Origin of the sequence: Zobellia nedashkovskayae, assembly GCF_015330125.1 — a bacterium.
In the GTDB taxonomy this organism is placed as follows: domain Bacteria; phylum Bacteroidota; class Bacteroidia; order Flavobacteriales; family Flavobacteriaceae; genus Zobellia; species Zobellia nedashkovskayae.
This window is the reverse complement of sequence record NZ_JADDXR010000002.1, coordinates 320,140-342,473: the sequence shown is the minus strand read 5'-3', so window position 1 is coordinate 342,473 and position 22,334 is coordinate 320,140. Positions and strand designations below refer to the sequence as shown.

The window sequence follows — 22,334 nt, the reverse complement described above, 5'->3', positions numbered from 1 at the left end:
TATCCTTCAAATTCTCTTACTATGAAAAAAATACTTCCTTTATTATTGTTGTTCCTTACGGGTTGTGAATACCTGAAGGAAGAAGTGGACCTAGTTATCGTGAATGCTAATGTATACACAGTTGATGAAGAGTTTTCTAAGGCAGAAGCTTTTGCTGTTCATGAAGGAAAATTTATTGCTGTAGGTACTACCGAAGAAATTAGGGGTAAATATACTTCAGACCAATTGGTAGATGCAGATGGTCGTACCATAACCCCAGGTCTTATAGATGCCCACTGTCACTTTTTTGGTTTAGGTCTTAAACAGCAAGTGGTTGATCTTGTCGGAACCAAAAGTTTTGATGAAGTTTTGGAACGTGTTCAAGCTTTTCAAAATGAACACCCCAAAGATTTTGTGCTAGGGGAAGGTTGGGATCAGAATGATTGGGAAGTTAAAGAATATCCAACCCGTAAAGAATTAGATAAAATTTTCCCTGATACTCCCGTGGCTTTAAGTCGCGTAGATGGTCATGCTTTACTAGTAAATAAGGCTGCATTGGATTTAGCAGGTATTGATTGGCGAACAAAAGTAGCCGGAGGAGAAATAGTAAAAGGTGCAATGGGTATTACCGGGGTACTGGTAGACAACCCAATGGATTTGGTGTATGCTAAAATTCCGATGCCAGACTTAGATGCTCAAGTGAAAGCATTAAAAGATGCTGAAAGGATTTGTTTGAATAATGGATTAACTACCGTTGATGACGCGGGATTAAATCGCGCTACTATAGAGCTTATAGATAGTTTACAGCAAACAGGTGAGCTTTCAATAAAGGTGTATGCTATGGTTAGCAATATTCCAGAAGACGTAGACTATTTTATTTATAAAGGACCCATAAAAACAGATAGGTTAAATGTGCGTTCTATAAAGGTATACGGAGATGGGGCACTCGGTTCCCGTGGAGCAGCATTAAAAAAACCATATGCAGATAAATGGGGTCATTATGGAGCCATGGTAACACCTGTAGATGAAATTGAAGATTTAGCACGCCGTTTGGCAATTTCCGAATATCAGATGAATACTCATGCAATTGGCGACTCTGCCAATGCAGTGGTGCTTAGAACATATCAAGAAGTCTTGAAAGATAAACCCAATCGCCGTTGGAGAGTAGAGCATGCCCAGATTATAGACTCATTAGACTTTAACTATTTTGATAATGGAGTTATACCTTCCGTACAACCTACACATGCTACTAGTGATATGTATTGGGCAGAAGACCGTTTAGGTGAGGAACGAATGAAAGGAGCTTATGCTTATAAGAAACTTTTAGATAAAGCAGGAATTCTAGCTTTGGGTACAGATTTTCCGGTAGAGCAGGTGAGTCCGTTTCTAACTTTTTATGCTGCGGTGACTAGAAAAGATGTAGAGGGTTATCCAGAAGAAGGATTCCAAATGCAAGATGTGCTAACGCGAGAAGAAGCATTGCGTGGGATGACCATTTGGGCGGCATATTCTAATTTTGAGGAAGAGGAAAAAGGAAGTATAGAATCTGGAAAGTTTGCAGATTTTGTAATCTATGATAAAGATATGATGACCGTTCCTGCTGCTGAAATTCCTACTATTATGGCAGAGCAAACCTTCATAAACGGTAAAACAAGGTAATTAGAAGAAGCTAGGTACATAAAAAAACCCGAAGCCTTAAAGCTTCGGGTTTTTTAATTATAGATTTCAGGATATTTTAACTTTTAGCAACAACAATAGGAACTGCAACTCTAGTTTTGTCCCATCCCATTATCATTTCAAAACCAGCTCCGGCTTCTTTAAAAACAATAGAAAATTCTTCTAAAGAATTTGAATCTTCAGCGCTTGGTACGCTAACACGAGCAACATCTGCACTTTCGTCATAAGAATATGCGCCCCATTGGTTCAAGTTTTTGTTAAGAACAACGGTCCATTCACCTTGTCCAGGAATAGTAAAGATAGAATAGGTTCCAGCTTTAATATCTTTTCCACCAAAATTTACATCAGCATAAAAAGTTACTTCGGCAGCTTCGTTAGCACCCGTACGCCATACTTTTCCGGCAGGAGCAAGTTCAGATAGAGAACGACCTTTTAACTGTGGGCGACTGTAAATTATACGAGCAGTTTTTGTAGACACTTTGTAATCGGTAGGGAAAGCAGCCATATCCATTGGGCTCTTATCTAGTCCACTAAATTTTTGAGCCAGTGCATCGGTTGAAACGGTCATGGCAAATGCCATTAAAGCAATAAAAAGTACTTTTTTCATAATTGGATTTGTTTTGAGATAAAACTAGTTAGTATTCAATATAAATTCAACTAAAAAGTCGTTAAATTTTATACTACTTACAGAACGAATGATTTTTAATCTAAAAAAATGGATATAGTGACGTATTAATGTCGAATAACATTTTAAACTTACAATATGAAATCATTAATAGAATATATGTTTCATAATTGAAAGTTTAGTTGCATTTTTGACTTCAAATTAGAAATAAACAAATTGTTATGTGTGGAATTGTATGTGCATTTGATTTAAAAGAAAGTTCAGATGTTTTAAGACCCCAGCTGTTGGAGATGTCTAAAAAAATACGTCACCGTGGTCCGGATTGGAGTGGTATCTATGCCAATGATAAAGCAATCTTGGCGCATGAGCGTTTGGCAATTGTTGATCCAGCTTCCGGTACGCAGCCGTTGTTCAGTGAAGATAAAAAATTGGTTTTGGCCGCTAACGGCGAAATCTATAATCATAGAGAATTGCGTAAGCAATTTGACGGAAAATATAATTTCCAAACAGAATCTGATTGTGAGGTTATTTTAGCCCTTTACCAAGAAAAAGGAGCTGATTTCTTAGATGAGATGAACGGTATTTTCGGTTTTGCAATATATGATGTAGAAAACGATTCTTATTTCGTAGCACGTGACCATATGGGTATTATTCCACTTTATATTGGTTGGGATCAAAACGGTACATTCTACGTGGCTTCTGAATTGAAAGCTTTAGAGGGTACGTGTTCAAAAATTCAACTATTTCCTCCAGGACACTATATGAGCAGTGAAGATGGTGAATTCAAAAAATGGTATACAAGAGATTGGATGGAGTATGATGCCGTTAAGGATAACGAAACGAGCATTAAAGAAATTAAAGAAGCATTGGAAGCTGCGGTACACCGTCAGTTAATGTCAGATGTACCTTATGGCGTATTGCTTTCAGGAGGGCTTGATTCTTCTGTTACATCGGCAATAGCTAAAAAATACGCACAAAAACGTATTGAGTCAGGTGATACAACAGATGCTTGGTGGCCTCAGTTGCACTCTTTTTCAGTAGGCCTTGATGGTTCTCCGGATTTAGCAGCTGCACAAGTAGTAGCTGACCATATTGGTACGGTACACCATGAAATTAAATTTACCATTCAAGAAGGTTTAGACGCAATTAAAGATGTTGTTTACAACTTGGAGACGTATGATATAACTACTATTAGAGCTTCAACGCCCATGTATCTTATGGCAAGGGTAATTAAGTCTATGGGTATTAAAATGGTTCTTTCCGGAGAGGGCGCAGATGAGCTTTTTGGAGGGTATCTTTATTTTCATAAAGCACCAAACGATAAAGAATTTCACGAAGAAACTGTACGTAAACTAAGCAAGTTACATATGTATGATTGTTTACGTGCCAACAAGTCTTTAGCTGCTTGGGGTATTGAAGGTCGTGTGCCTTTCTTAGATAAGGAATTTATGGATGTGGCCATGCGCATTAACCCAAAAGATAAGATGATCAATGGCGAGCGTATGGAGAAATGGGTTGTTCGTAAAGCTTTTGAAGATATGTTGCCAGAAAGCGTAGCATGGAGACAAAAAGAACAATTCTCTGATGGAGTAGGATACAGCTGGATCGATACATTGAAGGTTGTGGTTAACGATGAGGTTTCAGATGAGCAATTGGCAAACGCCAAATTCCGTTTCCCTATTCAGACACCAACTTCAAAAGAAGAATTCTATTACCGTTCTATTTTTGAATCTCATTTCCCATCAGATGCTGCAGCACTATGTGTGCCTCAAGAAGCATCTGTGGCATGTAGTACACAAATAGCTTTGGAGTGGGATGAAGCGTTCAAAAACATGAACGATCCTTCTGGTAGAGCAGTGGCGAACGTACACGATGATGCGTATTAGAACCATTTTTGACGGTATTTATATAATTAGCTAGGAATTGACCTGTTGCGCGATAAATGCCAGCAGGTCTTTTCTTTTGGACCTATAATTGCCAATTATAGTTTAGATATAACCTAATTATTTAAGAGTTCATAAGTTTCAGAGTTTGGTCTCAAGAGAACAACTAGTTTTTATAGTGTGATTTTGAGAAACATAAGCTTTAAACCTAGGCTAATTTAGATAGAATGCTATAATCGCATTTTTCCACAATTTTTGTTGATAACTTAGAGGTTATGACCCCTCTCAGAACCCCATATTTTATGGGGTTTTCCGTATATTTGTGAGATTGCCAAAAATTAAGTCTAAAACTAGTTAATTTTATGAGCGAAGAAGCTAATAAAGAAGAAAAAAAGAATCAATATTCCGCGGACAGTATTCAGGCCCTAGAGGGTATGGAACATGTACGTATGCGTCCATCCATGTATATTGGAGATGTGGGCGTTAGAGGTCTTCACCACTTGGTATATGAGGTGGTTGACAACTCCATAGATGAAGCTATGGGCGGTCATTGTGATACAATTAGTGTCATAATAAACGAAGACAACTCCATTACCACTCGTGATAACGGTAGGGGTATTCCGGTAGATTTACATAAAAAAGAAGGCATATCCGCTCTAGAGGTGGTTATGACCAAAATTGGTGCCGGTGGTAAGTTTGATAAGGATTCCTATAAGGTGTCTGGTGGACTTCACGGTGTTGGTGTTTCCGTAGTGAACGCACTTTCTGATAACCTAAAAGCAACCGTTTATAGAGATGGTAAAATTTGGGAGCAGGAATACGAGCGCGGTAAAGCAATGTATCCTGTAAAGAGTATTGGCGAGACAGATGAAAGAGGTACAATGGTTACTTTTCATCCGGATGATCAAATTTTTCAGCAAACAATAGAGTATAGTTATGAAACTTTGTCGAACAGAATGCGTGAGCTTTCGTTTTTGAATAAAGGAGTAACTATTACTATTACAGATAAGAGGCAAAAAGACGAGGAAGGAGAATTTCTTTCTGAGGTCTTTTACTCAGACGAAGGGCTTAAGGAATTTGTTAAGTTTCTTGATAGTAACAGAGAGCCGTTGATTAACGGTGTAATTTCAATGGAAGGCGAGAAAAACGACATTCCAGTTGAGGTCGCTATGATTTACAATACGAGTTACACAGAAAATTTGCACTCGTATGTAAACAACATTAATACACATGAAGGTGGTACACATCTTTCAGGTTTTAGAAGAGGTCTTACAACTACTTTAAAAAAGTACGCAGATGCTTCGGGAATGCTCGAGAAGTTAAAATTCGAGGTTCAAGGAGATGACTTTAGAGAAGGTCTTACTGCTATTGTTTCTGTTAAGGTCGCAGAGCCTCAATTTGAAGGTCAAACAAAAACTAAGTTGGGTAACCGTGAAGTTTCATCTGCAGTTTCGCAGGCTGTTTCAGAAATGTTATCTAATTACTTAGAAGAGCATCCGGACGATGCTAAAATAATAGTACAAAAAGTAATACTTGCGGCTCAAGCACGTCACGCAGCTACTAAAGCTCGTGAAATGGTACAGCGTAAGACTGTAATGAGTATTGGTGGTTTACCTGGTAAACTTTCAGATTGCTCTGAACAAGATCCTGCACAATGTGAAGTATTCCTTGTTGAGGGTGATTCCGCAGGTGGTACGGCCAAGATGGGTCGTGACCGTAAATTTCAGGCAATTCTTCCTTTACGAGGTAAGATTCTGAACGTAGAAAAAGCCATGCAACATAAGGTTTTTGAAAACGAGGAGATTAAAAATATCTATACCGCGTTAGGAGTTACTATTGGTACGGAAGAAGATAGTAAAGCATTGAACTTAGAGAAACTACGTTATCATAAAGTAGTGATTATGTGTGATGCCGATGTAGATGGTAGTCACATTGAAACACTAATTCTAACGTTCTTCTTTAGGTACATGCGGGAGCTTATAGAAAGCGGGCACGTTTATATTGCTACACCACCTTTATATTTGGTGAAGAAAGGGGCTAAAAAACGATATGCATGGTCTGATAAGGAACGTGATGAAATAGCTGATAGCTATAGTGGAGGTGTAAGCATCCAACGTTATAAAGGTCTTGGTGAGATGAATGCTAATCAGTTATGGGATACTACAATGAACCCAGAATTTAGAACGTTACGTCTAATTCAGATAGATAATGCTACTGAAACTGATCGAGTATTCTCTATGTTAATGGGTGATGAAGTTCCTCCAAGAAGAGAATTTATAGAGAAAAATGCTGTTTATGCAAACATTGATGCATAACAATTAGTGTTTTCACAACAAATATTCGTCCGCCACTTGGCGGACGAACTATTTTAGGGGTAGTGCAATAATCCTAAACCCCTATTATGAAATTACAATTAGTATCAATGGTATTATTTATGTCCAGCGTTGTTTGTTTTGGGCAAGAGAGTTTAAAAGAGCGCGAACAACAAGCCGCGTTCGATCCAGCTTATTCTTCTTACTCTCGAAAAAAACCAGCTTATGTTACCCTTAAAGATGGCACCAAATGGGAAGCCGACATTAAAGATGTAGATCGTAAGAAAGGTCAGATTAATGAAATCAAGTTTATTAAGCCAGATGGCGAAAAGGTTCGTGTTAAAGCGGAAGAAATTGTCGATTTGTATATGGCACCTTCTGGGCTAGAGAAGCTCAACAACCAAAGTAACTTCATGAATGATGCTACTAAGTGGGGTAAAACGGATGCTTCTAAATACATGAACAAAGGGTATACCATGTATACTAACCAAATGGTTTCTTTGAAAAATAAAAAGAAAGAAGAAGAATACTTAATGCAAGTTGTCAATCCTAAATACAGTCAGTTTATTGAAGTGTATTCTGATCCATGGGCTAAGCAGACTGCTAGCATCGGAATTGGTGGTATGAAATTAGCTGGAGGTATAGCTAAGTCTTATTACATTAAGAAAGGTGATGAAAAGGTATTATGGCTGACTAAAAAGGACTTCGATGAGCATTTTGAGTCTTTATTCATGGATAATGATAAATTCAAAGCTAAATATGGTGGCGAAAAATTTAAGTGGAGTTTGTTAGGTGTATATATTTTAGATTACACTGAGTTTCTTTTGGAAGATAGCAAATAGAGTTCTTAGATAGTTAACCGCTAGTACAGAATACAAGGCTGCAATCATTTATGATTGCGGCCTTTTTTATGGTTTTTAAATTGTCAATTATTTAAATATTTGATAATCTGCAATGTGCAGTGCTCTTTTTGTGAATGGCCTTTATTTGTGGCGTAATATAAAACCAGAAAGTATTGGATTTTTCAGTTGTAGTAATGTATTTGGGCTTCACTTTGGCCGCATACTCCGTTGTAGGAAATGATACTATACAAACCTTAGGTACATTTCTAAGTTCCAATGAAAGAAAGAAATGGTGGGTACTTTGGTTGTTTGCCGGAGGTATTCTGGCGGGAACCCTAATTTATGGTTACATGACACACAATGGGGATGTCTCTTATGGTAGGTTGGCCAAATACCCCATGCCAGACCCATTTTCTTGGTATTATTTGTTGCCGCCTGTAATTCTAATGCTATTAACCCGTACCGGTATTCCGGTAAGTACATCTTTCTTAATTCTTACTTTTTTCAATGAGAAAAATTTAAATAGTATGGTCATCAAATCACTCTCTGGCTACGGAGTGGCATTTGTTGCGGCAATTATGCTCTATTTGGCTATATCCCGATTAGTGGAGAGGAAGTTTATAGAAAGGCCTATTACGGATAAAGAGGAGAAGATTTGGACCATATTACAATGGTGTTCCACCGGTTTTTTATGGTCACAATGGCTAATTCAGGATTTTGCTAACATTTATGTTTACCTGCCAAGAGAATTAGATATCTATTCTCTGATTTTTTCATTGGTAGTTATTTTGGGTTTACTGGCTTATATCATAGCTTCTAAAGGAGGTGCTATCCAAAGTATAATCAAATCCAAAACGAATACGGTAGATATTCGGTCAGCAACAATTATAGATTTTGTATACGGTATAGTTCTCTTTTACTTTAAGGAATTGAACAATGTGCCAATGAGTACAACTTGGGTGTTCCTTGGTATTTTGGCGGGTAGGGAAATAGCATTGAACTATATGCTCAGGAAAAACGAGCCTAGGGCCAAGATGTTTAAATCATTGGGTATAGATCTCGTTAAGGTGGTTATTGGTCTTGTGGTAAGTATCGTCTTGGTGTTCGCTGTAAAATTTTTGGCAACGTCTATTTAATTTTAATCGGGAATGAAACTCAGGTCACTATTTGTATTCGTTGTTTTGTTGGGTGAAACCAGTATTGCGCAGGTATCTAATTCGGATGGTGATGAAAAGGGAATTAATATTGCGGACTTAGTTGAAATGTCTGGGGATTGGTTTATTGCCTACCGTGATGGTGTAAAACAGGTTCAAGCAGATGAGACATTGCCCGCGGTAAATGAACACACAAGTAGTTTTGTATTAAAACGAAGTTACTTTACTCTAAAAAAGGATTTGAACGATGTTTTTTCTGTTCGTTATACCATGGATCTTACTATTGATAATGAGGGTGATGATGCCGGTAACGTAGAAACACGACTTAAATATCTTTATTTAATGACTAAGCCTAAGCTTCATAGTAAGTTGTTTACCAGTACAGCTATTGAGGTGGGCATGGTGCATAGGCCATGGTTAGATTATGAGCAAAAAATGAATACATATAGAGTTCAGGATAACATGTTTATTGAGCGTAATAGAATATTTAACTCGGCAGATTTTGGACTTACGGTAACGGGGAATATTGGTCCTAAAATGGATGATGATTTTTTAAAGGATGTAAATGGTGTCATGAAAGGAAAATATGCGAGCTACTCTTTAGGTATCTACAATGGTGGCGGTTATTCTGGTATAGAAAAGAATACTAATAAAGTAGTGGCGGGCCGTTTAACGGTACGTCCGTTTGCTAACTCTCTGCCGCAATTACAAGTAAGTGGCTATTTTAATAGAGGAAAGGGTAATAGTGAGTTTTCTCCAGACTTCAATCAGGTTTTAGGTTTTTTGGCATTTACAGAAAAGCAATATAAATTAACGGCTCAATTACATGATGGCGTTGGTGATTTTAGAGCAAGATATATTGACTCTAATGACCCTTCTCGTGCTTTAAAAAATCATGGGTATAGTTTCTTTGGAGAGTATAGGTTTGGTAGAAGTCCATTTTCCTTATGGGGTCGTTTAGATGAATTTAAAGTAGAAGAGATAGATGAACGAACACAAAGAATTATTGGAGGACTTACCTACAGGGTAAATAAAATGATTCGTCTTATTTTAAATACGGAGCATACTACCGTAGATAATAATACAGAAGATACGTACGAACTTAACCTAGAAATATCATTCTAAAAACAATTACTATGGACTGCATACTTTTTCCTACAGATTTTTCGGAAGTTTCAATGAACGCCTTTTTGTATGCGGTAGAGTATGCGAAAAAGACCGAAAAGAAAATTATCGTTTTCCATGCCTATAATCTTGAAACGGAAACTTCCGAAGAAGAACAGAAGCTGTATGAAAAGCTGGATATACAGAATTTTAGAAATAAAAAAGAGACTTTTCCTCCATTCGAAAAAATACTTAAAAAATCAAAGGTAGATAGTCTAAAGGTGAAATATGTAGTTCGGGAAGGTGATTTCATTGAAACGTTTACCCAGTATATAGAAAAAAGGGAAGATAAGATAGATGTTGTTGTTATGGGTACCCAAATCAGTAAAAGCGGGTTATTTCAGCTGTTTACGGAAACCAGTACCTTGAAGATATTAGATGAAATACATAAACCGGTCGTTGTGGTGCCGGGGAATGCAAGATTTGATGGGGATTTAGATAATATTTTATTCTTGGTGGACTATCAAGAAGATGAGAAAGAACCATTAGAAGATTTGATAAAGGAATCCAAAAGTTTTAAAGCAAAATTACATGTAGTCCATTTTGATTTGGCCCATGGCGATTCTATTGTACCAATGATGGACCGCTTTAAAGCTTCATTAAAAAATCATGATGTTAGCAATGTTACGTTCAAGACCATAGATTCTATAGATATTAAAAAGTCGTTGTTGGACTATTGTATCGAAAATGAAATAGATATGGTTTGTCTGATCAATCACAAGCGTAATTTTTACCAACGCTTGTTTACCTATAGTCTTACTGAAGATTTAATACGAAATATTAATACCCCCGTAATGGCTATATATAGGGATTAGAAACAAGAAATTTAAGTTAAGTCTGTTGAGGACATTGGGTAGATAGAGGTTTACCTAATTTAAAAACCCATATTCAGTGAAGAATATGGGTTTTAGCGTATTTGAAACCTAGTAAAATTGTTATTCTCTAAGGGCCATTGTATGTCCTTCGGAATCTGCTAATGTGCTTCCATCCTCAGAAGTCTTCATAGAGACAATTTGGCTCTCCATGTCCGTTCCGGGATATGATATGGTATAGGTGTCATTTTCATAACTCCATTTAAAGTCGGTTTTAAAAGTAATGCTACCGTTACTCTTTCGGTGGTATCGCCCTAAATAAGCATCATTAAATATCCACTCCTTGCGAACGGTTTCTGACTTAGCGGTTAGGCTGGCAGGAGCTACTTCTACATCTGACCAAATGCCGATTACCGGATCATCATTTTCAGGTATTTGTGTGCAGTTACTTACGAGTATAATGGATATTATTGCTAAAAATGAAAAGACTTTTTTCATTATGGTAGGTTTTAATTATTTGGGGGTTTTGTTATATTAAGAACGCCCAATTGTAAAGTACTATTGCTACAATTCGATGTATGGCAACAAAACCCTTTTATCTTCGTTAAAGCGCATTCTTTTTTAACAGGAGTGCATTTGGTCGAGCATTTGGTCGATAATGTTTCTGCTATTTAACCCAATATTCACTGTATTTTTCCTTTAAGATTGTTTATTTTTGAGAACGTATTTCAAAAATTGACATTATAGGTTATATATGCCCCTTACTAAATGTCTTAGGAGAGGCAAGTCAATATTTGAAAAAGGATATTTCAAAGAAAGTTTTTAATAACAAATAAATTATAACAAATGAAAGTTACCGTAGTAGGGGCAGGAGCAGTAGGAGCAAGCTGTGCCGAGTATATTGCCATTAAGAATTTTGCATCTGAGGTAGTCGTTTTGGATATCAAAGAAGGATATGCCGAAGGTAAAGCTATGGATTTGATGCAAACCGCATCTTTAAACGGTTTCGACACTAAGATTACAGGTGTAACTAATGATTACTCTAAGACAGCCAATAGTGATATTGCAGTAATTACCTCTGGTATTCCAAGAAAACCTGGTATGACTCGTGAAGAGTTAATAGGTATTAACGCAGGTATCGTAAAAACGGTATCAGCTAACTTGGTAAAGCATTCTCCAAACGTAATTCTAATAGTTGTAAGTAACCCAATGGATACTATGACTTATTTGGTGCACAAAACAACAGGTCTTGCTAAGAATAAGATTATAGGTATGGGTGGAGCTTTAGATAGCGCACGTTTTAAATACCGTTTGGCTGAAGCTCTTGAGGCTCCAATCTCTGATGTAGACGGTATGGTTATAGGTGGCCATAGTGATACTGGTATGGTGCCATTAACATCTCATGCTACAAGAAATAGTATACGTGTTTCAGAATTTTTATCTGCAGACCGTTTAGAGCAAGTAGCTGCGGATACTAAAGTAGGAGGAGCTACATTAACTAAATTATTAGGGACAAGTGCTTGGTATGCGCCAGGTGCAGCGGTTTCAGGTTTGGTTCAGGCAATTGCTTGTGACCAGAAAAAAATATTCCCATGTTCTACTTTATTAGAAGGTGAATATGATCTTAACGATATCTGTATAGGTGTACCTGTAGTTTTAGGGAAAAATGGAATCGAAAAAATAGTGAATATTCCACTAAGCGATGCTGAAAAAGCAAAAATGCAAGAAAGTGCAGCTGGTGTAAAAAAGACCAACGGTCTACTAGAATTATAGTCGTTGAGACGATAATAAATTAGAACATCTGTCCTAGAAGTATTTCTGGGGCAGATGTTTCTGTTTACAATAACTCCAAATATATTGTCAATTCCTAAGGGAAAATCATATATTTGCACGCTGTTATAAAAAGCACGCAATTAATTCACACAACCAATGCAGAATAAAGGACTTATTAAGCTTTTTGCCCTACTCTTCGGGCTAGTAAGTATCTACCAATTATCATACACTTTTATAGGTGGTAAGGTAGAAGACGAAGCAAAATCATATGCGGAAAGCCGTATTTCAGATGCAGAAGATAATTATATTTCTAAACGAGAAGCTTTAGAAGCTAGTTATTTAGACTCGATTGGAGACAACTCCATTCTTGGTTTCACTAATTATAATGAAGCCAAAAAGAAAGAGCTAAACAAAGGTCTTGACCTTAAAGGTGGTATTAACGTAACCCTCCAGATTTCCGTAAAGGACATTCTTAAAGGATTAGCTAATAATACTAAGAGTCCTATTTTCAACAAGGCTTTGGCTGATGCAGATGCAGCATCCAAAGACAGTGATGATACCTATGTAGAGCTTTTTTTCAATGCTTTTGAAAAAATAAAAGGGAATACTAAATTAGCTTCTCCAGATATTTTTGCCAACAAAGGACTTAGTGGTGAGGTTAATTTTCAGATGTCAGATGATCAAGTTAAGCCAATCATCCGTAGAAAAATTGATGAATCTATCGTTTCTGCTTTTGAAGTACTTCGTGAGCGTATTGATGGTTTTGGTGTAACACAGCCAAACATTCAACGTGAAGGTAATTCAGGTCGTATATTGGTAGAATTACCAGGAGCAAGAGATATTGCTCGTGCACAAGGGTTGTTATCAAGTACCGCACAGTTAGAGTTTTGGGAAACCTATGAGCCTAATAATCCAGAGCTACAAGGTTTTTTCTTTCAGACCAATGAAAAATTAAAATCACTTATTGATGTAGCTGATGTTAAGGAACCAATAAAGAAGGAATCTGAGTTAGATTCTCTTCTTTCTGATGTTTCTGCTGACTCATTGGATATTGCTGGACAAGTTAATCCGTTGTTCGATAAGTTTCAATTAGGTGCGCCTAGCTATGCTGTTGGTGTTGCCGCTATTCAAGATACTGCCGAAATTGGTGCGTACCTCAGAATGAAAGAAGTGAGAAGGTTGCTTCCTGCGAACTTACAGTTTGTAAAGTTCTTATGGGAAAGACCATCTGAAGGTTCGGAAATAGCTGAGCTATATGCTTTAAAATCTAACAGAGATAACACACCAAGAATTAGTGGTGATGTTGTTAGTGATGCACGTGATGAGTTTGTAAACGGTAAACCAGCCGTTACTATGAGCATGAACACAAAAGGTGCGAAAGAATGGGAAAAGTTAACTGGTGATGCATATACCAATAGAACAGGTATTGCTATTGTATTGGATAACAAGGTGTATACCGCTCCTGGCGTTTCATCAGGACCTATTTCTGGAGGTCGTTCAGAGATTACAGGTACATTTACGGTTAATGAAACAAAAGATATTTCCAACGTATTACGAGCTGGTAAGTTACCGGCATCTGCGGAAATCATTCAATCAGAGGTTGTAGGGCCATCTTTAGGTCAAGAAGCTATTGATAGTGGTTTTACATCATTTATGATTGCAATGGCAATCGTATTGGTATGGATGATCTTCTATTATGGTAAAGCAGGTGGTTTTGCAGATATCGCTTTATTATTGAACATTCTATTGATATTTGGAGTTCTTACCAGCTTAAGCGCTGTGTTGACCTTACCAGGTATTGCAGGTATTGTTCTTACCATTGGTATGTCTGTAGATGCTAACGTACTTATTTTTGAACGTATAAAAGAAGAATTAGCGAAAGGAAAAGGAAAATCATTAGCTGTGGCGGATGGTTTTAGCAATGCACTTTCATCTATTCTTGATGCGAACATAACAACAGGTCTTACCGCAATTATCTTATTTATTTTTGGGTCAGGTCCTATTAAAGGTTTCGCAACTACTTTACTTATTGGTATTTTAACTTCTTTGTTTACTGCAATTTTCATTACCCGTCTATTAGTAGATTGGTATGTTGAAGGTCAAGGTCGTTCGTTGGATTTTTCAACAGGACTTACAAAGAACTTGTTCAAAAATATTAATATCGATTTCCTTTCAAAAAGAAAGATTGCATATATTTTCTCTGCTATTTTAGTAGGGGTGAGTGTTTTCTCTTTAGCAACTAATGGGTTGCAACAAGGTGTTGATTTTGTTGGCGGACGTTCGTACCAAGTTCGTTTTGAGCAGTCTGTTAATCCATCTGAGATAGCTTCTGAGTTGAATGACGTATTTGGTAGCGGTACAAACGTGAAAACGTTTGGTGACGCTAATCAGATTAAAATTACTACGGCATATAAAGTAGATGTAGAAGGAATTGAAGTAGATAATGAGATTCAGGATAAACTATATGTTGCTTTACAGAAATATCTTCCGGATGGTATCAGCGAGCAGAACTTTAAAGTAGGTTCAGGTGATAAGTCAATTGGTATTTTGCAATCTGTAAAAGTAGGTCCTACAATTGCAGATGATATTAAGAACAATGCTTTCTTGGCTATTTTAGGTTCGCTTGCAGTTGTGTTTTTATATATCTTATTCCGTTTCCGTAAGTGGCAATTCTCTTTAGGAGCGGTAGCAGCAGTTTTTCACGATGTTATGATTGTGTTAGGTATATTCTCTTTGTTTGGTACGATTATGCCTTTTAACATGGAAATTGATCAAGCGTTTATTGCGGCGATATTAACCGTAATTGGATACTCGCTGAATGATACCGTTGTTGTTTTTGACCGTATTCGAGAGATTATTGGCGAGAGAGGATGGCGCGGAGGCGACAATATTAACTTGGCATTGAACAGTACATTAAGTCGTACGTTAAATACCTCTTTAACTACCTTGGTCGTGTTATTGGCAATATTCATTTTTGGTGGTGAATCATTAAGAGGATTCATGTTTGCTATGATAATTGGTATTATTGTAGGTACATATTCTTCATTGTTCATCGCAACACCAGTAATGTTTGATACGTTGAACAAGTCCTCAAGAGCAGGAGGACTAGAAAAAGAAACAGTTGAGCCGGAAACGGAGGAAGTAAAATAAATTTCTCTATATTTAAGGCGTTAAGAACTAACTAAATCAATTAATTACAAAAGCCGTTTGCATATGCAAACGGCTTTTTTGTTGAATGGTTTTTTTTGGATTTTGATAAAAGATAGGAAGGAACTATGAAGTCAATACTTCTCCTGTAGAACCGGTTTCTGTTTTTTCTAATTGATAGACCAGTTCTGCTTCAAGACCTGGTTCTTTTCTATGTGATACAAAAATGACCGTGGTATTACTTTGCGTTGCAAATTTATTGACTAAAGCCACGAATAGGGCCGCGCTGTCATCATCCAATCCCGCTGTTGGTTCGTCAAGAATAAGTAGTGGTGGATGTTTGATCATTGCTCTTGCGCACATAATCAATCTTTTTTGCCCCATAGATAGGTCATGAAAGAGAGCGTCTTTCATATCCCATAACCCAATAAGGGTTAACCACTCTTTAGCTAGTCTTAGTTGAGCTTCAATAGGGTTTATATATAGGCCAACGGAGTCATAAAAACCTGAAATGATCATATGGCTTACAGAATGATAGCCAGTAAATTTATCGGTCATAGAGGGCGTGAAATAGCCTATTCGTTTTTTAATCTCCCAAACACTTTCTCCTGTACCCTTCTTACGTCCAAATATGTAAAGTTCTTGACCATAGCCCTTGGGATTTTCTCCAGTTATCATGGATAGGATGGTTGTTTTTCCACTACCATTCCTTCCTCTTAACTCCCAGAATTCACCTTTTTTAATATGCCAATTAATATCTTTTAAAATAGGTTTTTCGCTATAGGTGACGTCAACGCCTTTCAGCTCAATTAAAGTATCGCCCTCAATTTCATATGAACTGATGGGTTTTGGAACATCATTTTTAAAGAGTTCTTTTTCCTGTTGGTTCGAAAATGCTTCCACAGAATCCGCAAAAACTAAATCGTTGCCGTCTAATTTTGCAAATGTATTCGCGAAAGGCAATAAATCCGATCTACGGCTTAATAACTGCACCATTGGAGTATGTGCTGAAACTTCTTCTAAAGTTAATTTCAGGTCTTCTTGAGCAGTGGTGTCAAGGTTATCAAACGGGTTGTCCAAAACAATAAAATCCGGCTGAGAGCTGAGTATATGTTTTAGTAAGGCTTTCTTCTGCTCGCCGCTAGACATTGATTTTAAACTTTGCGTTGTTTCTGAAGTTATTACCGAGCTTCCATGGCGTTCTTCTTCATCAATAAAACGCTCAACTGCCAATTTGGATAAAAGTATGCCTCTTAAATTTTTTAGTTCGTCAAAGCCATTAGGAAGAGGGCCTTTCAGTAGGCTATTTATAAATTCGCCTTTATGAGAAGTATTTGCAGTAAAAATGGCCCAATGTTTTTGTTTCATAGCAGGACTCTAAAAATATGTACGGAATTATTGTGATATGTTGTTGTCTTATCTAAGTACATGCCGTTATTAATGGCAACCTTTTGAGATAAAATGTTATCTACATGAATTATGGAAATCAAAGAATCTGTAAATTGTTGTTGCCTTGCATAGGTCTTACATTTTATAACAGCTTCACTTGCGTAACCTTGTTTCCAATATTTAGGTAGAATGGAGTAGCCTATTTCTAGCTCTTCTATTTGATCTACGGTCTGTTTAAGAAGTCCACACAGTCCAATGAATTCTCCGGTAGATTTTGAAATAAGGGCGTTCATGCCCCCTAGGTTATTTTCGTAGCGTTCAAATATTCGGTCAAACTGTTCTTGGCAAGCAGTTTTAGGGTCTGATGGCAGTCCTTCCCAAAATTCAGAAGAACGTTTGTCTTCATGAAAAGGTAGCCAAGTTTTAAAATCGGAAGGGAGTACTTTTCGGAAAAGCAGTCGTTCGGTTTGTTCTCCTTCTAAAAGTAAATCCATCTAAAATCATATCTTTTTAAACGCAATGCTATCTCCAGATTGTATACCTAATTTTTGAATGAGGCCGGCGTTCAATTCCAATACATATTGAACTGCACCTTGGGATGGTAGGCTGGATTCATCCATAGGCTGTGCGTTTTCGTGATAATTAGCGATGGTCATGTCTTCCTTTACAAATATTAAATCCAAAGGGAACTCGGTATTTTTCATATAAAATGAATGCCCTGCTACTTCAGGAAATACGAATAACATACCTCTATCAGCTTTCATGCTCTTGCGGTACATTAAGCCAGTCTGCGTTTCATATTCACTATCGGCAATTTCAATATCAAAAGAAGCGATTAAACTGTCCGTCTCTTTTCTGAAAATGGAAAGTTCACCTTCTTTTTTAAAGACTACCGGCTCTGCTTTTACTACTTTTTTAGTCTCTTCTTTACAAGAGTGAAATGCAAATGCCATAAGGACTAAATACAGACTTATTTTAAAATGTTTCATTTTAGTATCGCTAAGTTTTAAAGTCGATGATAAATGAAGCGATTCACCTTTTGGTAAAACACTGATTTAGTTTTTTTGGAATCTCTATTGAATTAAGATTTGCCAGTTTTTGGTCGGAACATAAAGTAAAAACCAATAAGGATGAATGGAATACTTAACCATTGCCCAGTTGATAATAATCCAAGGCTCTCTTCAAAGCCACCTTGACTTTTCTTTACAAACTCTACAAAGAAACGAATGGTCCAAAGCAGTACTAAGAACAAACCAAAAAGATAACCTGTGCTATTTTTTTTGTTAGTATGCCAGTAGAGGTAATAAAGAAGAATAAAAACAAAAATATAGGCAACCCCTTCATATAATTGCGCTGGATGACGAAAAGGAATCTGAGCTAGTTGTTCAGCAAACTGAGGATTGTTCTCTATAGCGTCATAAGCTGCATTTACAGTTTTTTCCTGAGTAATTGCCAATGCTTTTGATGGGTGCATGTCATCCGAATCACGAATAAATTTTGTTGCGAAAATAAACGACTCATCAGTTATCTTTCCGTTGATTTCTGAATTGAAAAAATTACCGAGTCGAACACAAAACGCGCCAATAGCAGCTGGTATAACCATGCGGTCCAGTAGCCACAGGGTTTTCATGTCTGAGTGCTTTCTTTGATATAGGTATGTGCCAATAAGAATTCCTATAATAGCACCATGACTGGCAAGCCCTGTAAAGCCTGTAAATTCATAACCTTTTATAAATCCGAAAAGCACACCTGATGCGCTCTCACGAATAGGAAGCAATATCTCAGCCAAATGGTTTTGGTAATAAGGCCAATCGTAAAAAAATACGTGACCTAGTCGTGCTCCTAGCATAGTGGATAAAACCGTGTATATGAAGAGCGAATCCAACTGCTCTACAGTTTTGTTTTCATTAATAAAAATGCGCTTCATGATATACCAGCCAAGAGCAAAAGTGGTAATCCAAAGTAGATTATAATATTTAATCTGTAACGGACCGAGTGTGAAAAGTGTTTCGTTCGGATTCCAGATAATACCTAAAAAGTACATGTAAAGGAGTTTTAAGGGCACTAAGATAATAAAATAGATAACCGTTAAGCTTTACTACATCTTAAATCGACGTTATAAATTTGAAGGATTAGTAGGAATTAGCCCAGTCAATAATAATAAAATGGATTAAGGTACTGGGTCATAACCTTTTCCTCCCCAAGGGTTGCAACTGAATATTCGTTTAACAGCCAACCAGCCACCTTTAAAAAGTCCGTGTTTTTTTAGGGCTTCTAAAGTGTATTGAGAACAAGTGGGTGAGTAACGGCAGGTTGCAGGCGTGTAGGGTGAGATGGCAAGCTGATAAAACCTGACAAAAAATACGAAAGGGGCAATCATTATTTTTTTAATAGTTAATGCCAAAATAAGCTGTTTTAGAAGTGTAAAAGTACGATTTTTTGATTAAAAATTTAAAGGGAAGATTGATGCCATTATGTAAAAAAATCCGCATTTTTCAATGCGGATTTTTGTTTGTGAATGTAATCTTAATCAGGTTTTAAGCGTAATGAATAGGCTCTAAATTAAGTGCTTCTTCTTCTGAAAATAACCTTGATCTTACAATAAACCGAATTCCCAATGGTATTTCTAATGAGAAGCTTGCGCCTCTTCCTTTGGTAATATCAATTGTTAATTGCGTATGTTTCCAATACTCGTACTGGTCTTTAGCCATGTGAAAATCACAGTCGGCTATATTTCCAAGCCAAACATCGGTTTCGTTCAGCATAAGTTCACCTTTACTAAAACACATGGGAGCGGAGCCATCGCAGCATCCGCCGCTTTGGTGAAACATAAGTTCACCATGTGTTTCTCTTAGCTGTTCGATTATTTTCTTGGCTTCATCTGTAACTAAAACTCTTTTTGTTTTCATATTAAAAGAAGCCCATGGCTTTTTTGTCGTATGAAATCAGCATGTTTTTAGTTTGTCTGTAGTGAGCTAACATCATTTTATGGTTTTCTCTACCAATACCCGATTTTTTATATCCTCCAAAAGGTGCGTGAGCAGGATATAAGTGATAGCAATTTACCCAAACTCTACCGGCCTGTACCGCTCTGGATATTTGGTAAGCTTGGTGCGTATCTCTAGTCCAAACTCCAGCTCCTAAACCATATGGGGTGTCGTTTGCAATTTCTATAGCTTCGGCTTCATCTTTAAAAGTAGTTACGCAAAGAACAGGCCCAAAAATTTCTTCTTGGAACACTCTCATTTTATTGTTTCCTTTTAGAATAGTAGGCTGAATGTAAAAACCACCTTCTAGACCTTCAACATAGGCAACATCTCCTCCTGTCAATAATTCACATCCTTCTTCTTTGCCAATATTTATGTAGCTCATTACCTTTTCAAATTGATCATTTGATGCTTGTGCACCCATCATGGTAGTTGGGTCTAAAGGATGTCCTAATTTAATAGCTTTAGTTCGCTCAATGACTCTTTCAATAAAACGGTCATAAATACTTTCCTGTACCAATAATCTAGAAGGACAAGTACAGATTTCACCTTGGTTCAAGGCGAACATAACGGCACCTTCCAAGCACTTGTCAAAAAAGTCATCATCGGCATCAATAATACTTTCGAAGAAAATATTAGGTGATTTTCCACCTAACTCTAAGGTTACTGGAGTGATATTTTTAGAAGCATATTGCATGATTAGCTGTCCTGTTGTGGTTTCACCGGTAAATGCCACTTTATCTATTCTTGGACTTGAAGCTAAAGGCTTGCCTGCTTCTGCTCCAAAACCGTTTACGACGTTCAGTACGCCTGCTGGTAAAATACCCTCAATAAGTTCCATAAGAATCATGATTCCGGCAGGAGTCTGTTCTGCTGGTTTTATCACAACGCAATTACCTGCTGCCAATGCTGGTGCTAATTTCCATGTAGCCATTAATAAGGGGAAGTTCCATGGTATAATTTGAGCTACTACACCTAGAGGTTCAGTAACGTTTAAAGCTACCGTGTTAGAATCTAACTCACTTACCGAGCCTTCTTCAGCTCTGATTACACCTGCAAAATATCTAAAATGGTCTATGGCCAAAGGAATGTCTGCAGCAGTGGTTTCGCGAATGGCTTTCCCATTGTCCCAAGTTTCAGCGCGTGCTAAAGTCTCAAGATTACGTTCCATAACATCGGCAATCTTTAATAACATATTACTTCTTGTAGTAGCAGATGAAGTATTCCATTCTGGAGCGGCTTCCCAAGCGGCATCAATTGCCAGTTCAATATCTGCTGCTGTAGAGCGTGCTATTTTTGTGTATACCTTACCATCAACAGGCGAGAGGTTGTCAAAATATTCCCCTTTTACGGGTGCGACCCATTTTCCACCAATATAGTTTTCATATTGATCTTTAAACTTAGGCTTTTGTAGAAGATTGTGTTCAACTGTCTGTGTGCTCATAGTTAAGTGTATTTAATTAATAGTATGTTCATTATTATATACCTGTTTATCAGACGTATATAAATAGTTTTCTAAATGTAGTGGAGTTGAATTAAAATTGTCTGACCAATTCTACTATTAGTATGACCAATTCTATCATTATTTGTTAAATTGGCATTTTAATAACAGTTGTTTTGTATATTTCTTAATAATTTCCATATTAAATTGATACTTGATTGGTTATGATAGAATTGACTAATAAATTCCTCTCAAATAGAAAGTTAGAGACATTGGTGGAGAATCAAACCTCGTACACACTTAATAATGCAGCTTTACACGTGTTTGAAACACACCAGCAGGCAGACCGAGTATTGTTAAAGTTTGACCAGCCGGTATTGGCTAGCATGATAGAAGGAAAGAAAATAATGCATCTAAGGGATTATGAATCTTTTGATTTTTTGCCTGGCGAGTCTTTAGTACTTCCTGCAAACGAAACTATGTGTATAGATTTTCCGGAAGCAATGAGAAAAAATCCAACACGTTGCTTGGCATTGGCTATTTCTGAGGATAAAATAGATAAGGTAATGCAACTCATGAACGAGAATATGCCCAAGCACGATAATAAAGAGTGGGGATTGATGGATTATAATTTCCATTTTGTGAACGATGCGGGTATCTTTCAGATTTTACAGCGTTTATTGTTTTTGTTCTCTGAAAACCATCCTTCCAAAGATTTCTTCGTAGATAATATGTTGCGGGAATTGATTATTAGAATCTTGCAGACCAATGAACGTAAGATTTATTCAAATTCTACGCTACAGCTAAATTCTAACAGTAGATTGGCTACGGTAATACGTTATATAAGGGAGCACCTTCATGAGCCTTTAAATATTGTAGAGTTAAGTAACAAGGCGTGTTTGAGCCCGTCTCACTTTCATAGGGTCTTTAAAACGGAATTAGGAATCTCTCCTATTGAGTTCATTAACAATGAAAGAATAAAACTTGCCGTAGGTCTTCTGCAAGACCCTAAAAGGAGTATAAAGAATGTCTACTTACAATGTGGTTTTGAAAACCGCTCGTACTTCAACAGGGTGTTTAAGGCGCGACAGCACCTTTCACCAAGTGAGTATCAGGCTAAAGCAATGAATATTCGCAATCAGATGTAAT

At 37.1% G+C, this 22,334-nt stretch carries 19 protein-coding genes; 10 read left to right on the top strand and 9 right to left on the bottom strand.

The window, feature by feature from the left end; all coding sequences use genetic code 11:
- Positions 1 to 21 precede the first annotated feature (21 nt).
- Positions 22 to 1,638, top strand: coding sequence for an amidohydrolase (locus IWB64_RS01445; RefSeq protein ID WP_194532340.1), 1,617 nt, complete (start codon positions 22 to 24; stop codon positions 1,636 to 1,638).
- Positions 1,639 to 1,714: 76 nt separating this feature from the next.
- On the opposite strand, the gene IWB64_RS01440 is transcribed toward IWB64_RS01445, so the two are convergent.
- Positions 1,715 to 2,263: a DUF2911 domain-containing protein gene (locus IWB64_RS01440; protein WP_194532339.1), complete on the bottom strand. Its 549-nt coding sequence runs from the start codon at positions 2,261 to 2,263 to the stop codon at positions 1,715 to 1,717.
- A 239-nt stretch (positions 2,264 to 2,502) separates the two neighbouring features.
- Here IWB64_RS01440 and asnB point away from each other — a divergent pair, with 239 nt between their 5' ends.
- The 6 genes from asnB (at position 2,503) to IWB64_RS01410 (ending at position 10,451) form a co-directional block, all read left to right on the top strand.
- Entirely contained in the window at positions 2,503 to 4,167 is a 1,665-nt protein-coding gene (asnB, locus tag IWB64_RS01435) for an asparagine synthase B (RefSeq protein ID WP_194532338.1), read from the top strand.
- 359 nt (positions 4,168 to 4,526) lie between these two features.
- Positions 4,527 to 6,479: a DNA topoisomerase (ATP-hydrolyzing) subunit B gene (gene gyrB, locus IWB64_RS01430; protein WP_194532337.1), complete on the top strand. Its 1,953-nt coding sequence runs from the start codon at positions 4,527 to 4,529 to the stop codon at positions 6,477 to 6,479.
- A gap of 86 nt (positions 6,480 to 6,565) precedes the next feature.
- A complete protein-coding gene (locus IWB64_RS01425) occupies positions 6,566 to 7,318 on the top strand; it encodes a hypothetical protein (RefSeq protein ID WP_194532336.1) in 753 nt (250 codons plus the stop codon).
- Between the two features lie 173 nt (positions 7,319 to 7,491).
- Entirely contained in the window at positions 7,492 to 8,454 is a 963-nt protein-coding gene (locus tag IWB64_RS01420) for a hypothetical protein (protein ID WP_226975778.1), read from the top strand.
- Positions 8,455 to 8,466: 12 nt separating this feature from the next.
- Positions 8,467 to 9,597: a hypothetical protein gene (locus IWB64_RS01415; RefSeq protein ID WP_194532335.1), complete on the top strand. Its 1,131-nt coding sequence runs from the start codon at positions 8,467 to 8,469 to the stop codon at positions 9,595 to 9,597.
- A gap of 11 nt (positions 9,598 to 9,608) precedes the next feature.
- Positions 9,609 to 10,451: a universal stress protein gene (locus tag IWB64_RS01410; protein ID WP_194532334.1), complete on the top strand. Its 843-nt coding sequence runs from the start codon at positions 9,609 to 9,611 to the stop codon at positions 10,449 to 10,451.
- 120 nt (positions 10,452 to 10,571) lie between these two features.
- Here the strand turns inward: IWB64_RS01410 and IWB64_RS01405 are convergent, their stop codons facing one another.
- Positions 10,572 to 10,946 (bottom strand): lipocalin family protein, encoded by a 375-nt coding sequence (locus IWB64_RS01405; protein WP_194532333.1) that lies wholly within the window; start codon positions 10,944 to 10,946, stop codon positions 10,572 to 10,574.
- Between the two features lie 348 nt (positions 10,947 to 11,294).
- Here IWB64_RS01405 and IWB64_RS01400 point away from each other — a divergent pair, with 348 nt between their 5' ends.
- Positions 11,295 to 12,221 (top strand): malate dehydrogenase, encoded by a 927-nt coding sequence (locus IWB64_RS01400; RefSeq protein ID WP_194532332.1) that lies wholly within the window; start codon positions 11,295 to 11,297, stop codon positions 12,219 to 12,221.
- Positions 12,222 to 12,377: 156 nt separating this feature from the next.
- The gene (gene secDF, locus IWB64_RS01395; RefSeq protein WP_194532331.1) at positions 12,378 to 15,371 is read left to right on the top strand and encodes a protein translocase subunit SecDF; all 2,994 of its coding nucleotides are present in this window, start codon (positions 12,378 to 12,380) and stop codon (positions 15,369 to 15,371) included.
- A 123-nt stretch (positions 15,372 to 15,494) separates the two neighbouring features.
- On the opposite strand, the gene IWB64_RS01390 is transcribed toward secDF, so the two are convergent.
- The 7 genes from IWB64_RS01390 to IWB64_RS01360 form a co-directional block, all read right to left on the bottom strand.
- Positions 15,495 to 16,736, bottom strand: coding sequence for an ATP-binding cassette domain-containing protein (locus tag IWB64_RS01390; RefSeq protein WP_194532330.1), 1,242 nt, complete (start codon positions 16,734 to 16,736; stop codon positions 15,495 to 15,497).
- Positions 16,733 to 17,251, bottom strand: a complete 519-nt coding sequence (locus IWB64_RS01385; RefSeq protein ID WP_194532329.1) for a GNAT family N-acetyltransferase — start codon at positions 17,249 to 17,251, stop codon at positions 16,733 to 16,735. The genes IWB64_RS01390 and IWB64_RS01385 overlap by 4 nt, the downstream gene beginning before the upstream one ends.
- A 6-nt stretch (positions 17,252 to 17,257) precedes the next feature.
- Positions 17,258 to 17,746: a DUF192 domain-containing protein gene (locus IWB64_RS01380; protein WP_194532328.1), complete on the bottom strand. Its 489-nt coding sequence runs from the start codon at positions 17,744 to 17,746 to the stop codon at positions 17,258 to 17,260.
- Between the two features lie 92 nt (positions 17,747 to 17,838).
- Positions 17,839 to 18,801: a prolipoprotein diacylglyceryl transferase gene (lgt, locus tag IWB64_RS01375; RefSeq protein ID WP_194532327.1), complete on the bottom strand. Its 963-nt coding sequence runs from the start codon at positions 18,799 to 18,801 to the stop codon at positions 17,839 to 17,841.
- Between the two features lie 126 nt (positions 18,802 to 18,927).
- Positions 18,928 to 19,137, bottom strand: a complete 210-nt coding sequence (gene yidD / locus IWB64_RS01370; RefSeq protein ID WP_194535771.1) for a membrane protein insertion efficiency factor YidD — start codon at positions 19,135 to 19,137, stop codon at positions 18,928 to 18,930.
- Positions 19,138 to 19,294: 157 nt separating this feature from the next.
- Entirely contained in the window at positions 19,295 to 19,666 is a 372-nt protein-coding gene (locus IWB64_RS01365) for a DUF779 domain-containing protein (RefSeq protein ID WP_194532326.1), read from the bottom strand.
- 1 nt (position 19,667) lies between these two features.
- A complete protein-coding gene (locus IWB64_RS01360; RefSeq protein WP_155594500.1) occupies positions 19,668 to 21,188 on the bottom strand; it encodes an aldehyde dehydrogenase family protein in 1,521 nt (506 codons plus the stop codon).
- Between the two features lie 221 nt (positions 21,189 to 21,409).
- Here IWB64_RS01360 and IWB64_RS01355 point away from each other — a divergent pair, with 221 nt between their 5' ends.
- Entirely contained in the window at positions 21,410 to 22,333 is a 924-nt protein-coding gene (locus IWB64_RS01355) for an AraC family transcriptional regulator (protein WP_226975777.1), read from the top strand.
- Position 22,334 lies beyond the last annotated feature (1 nt).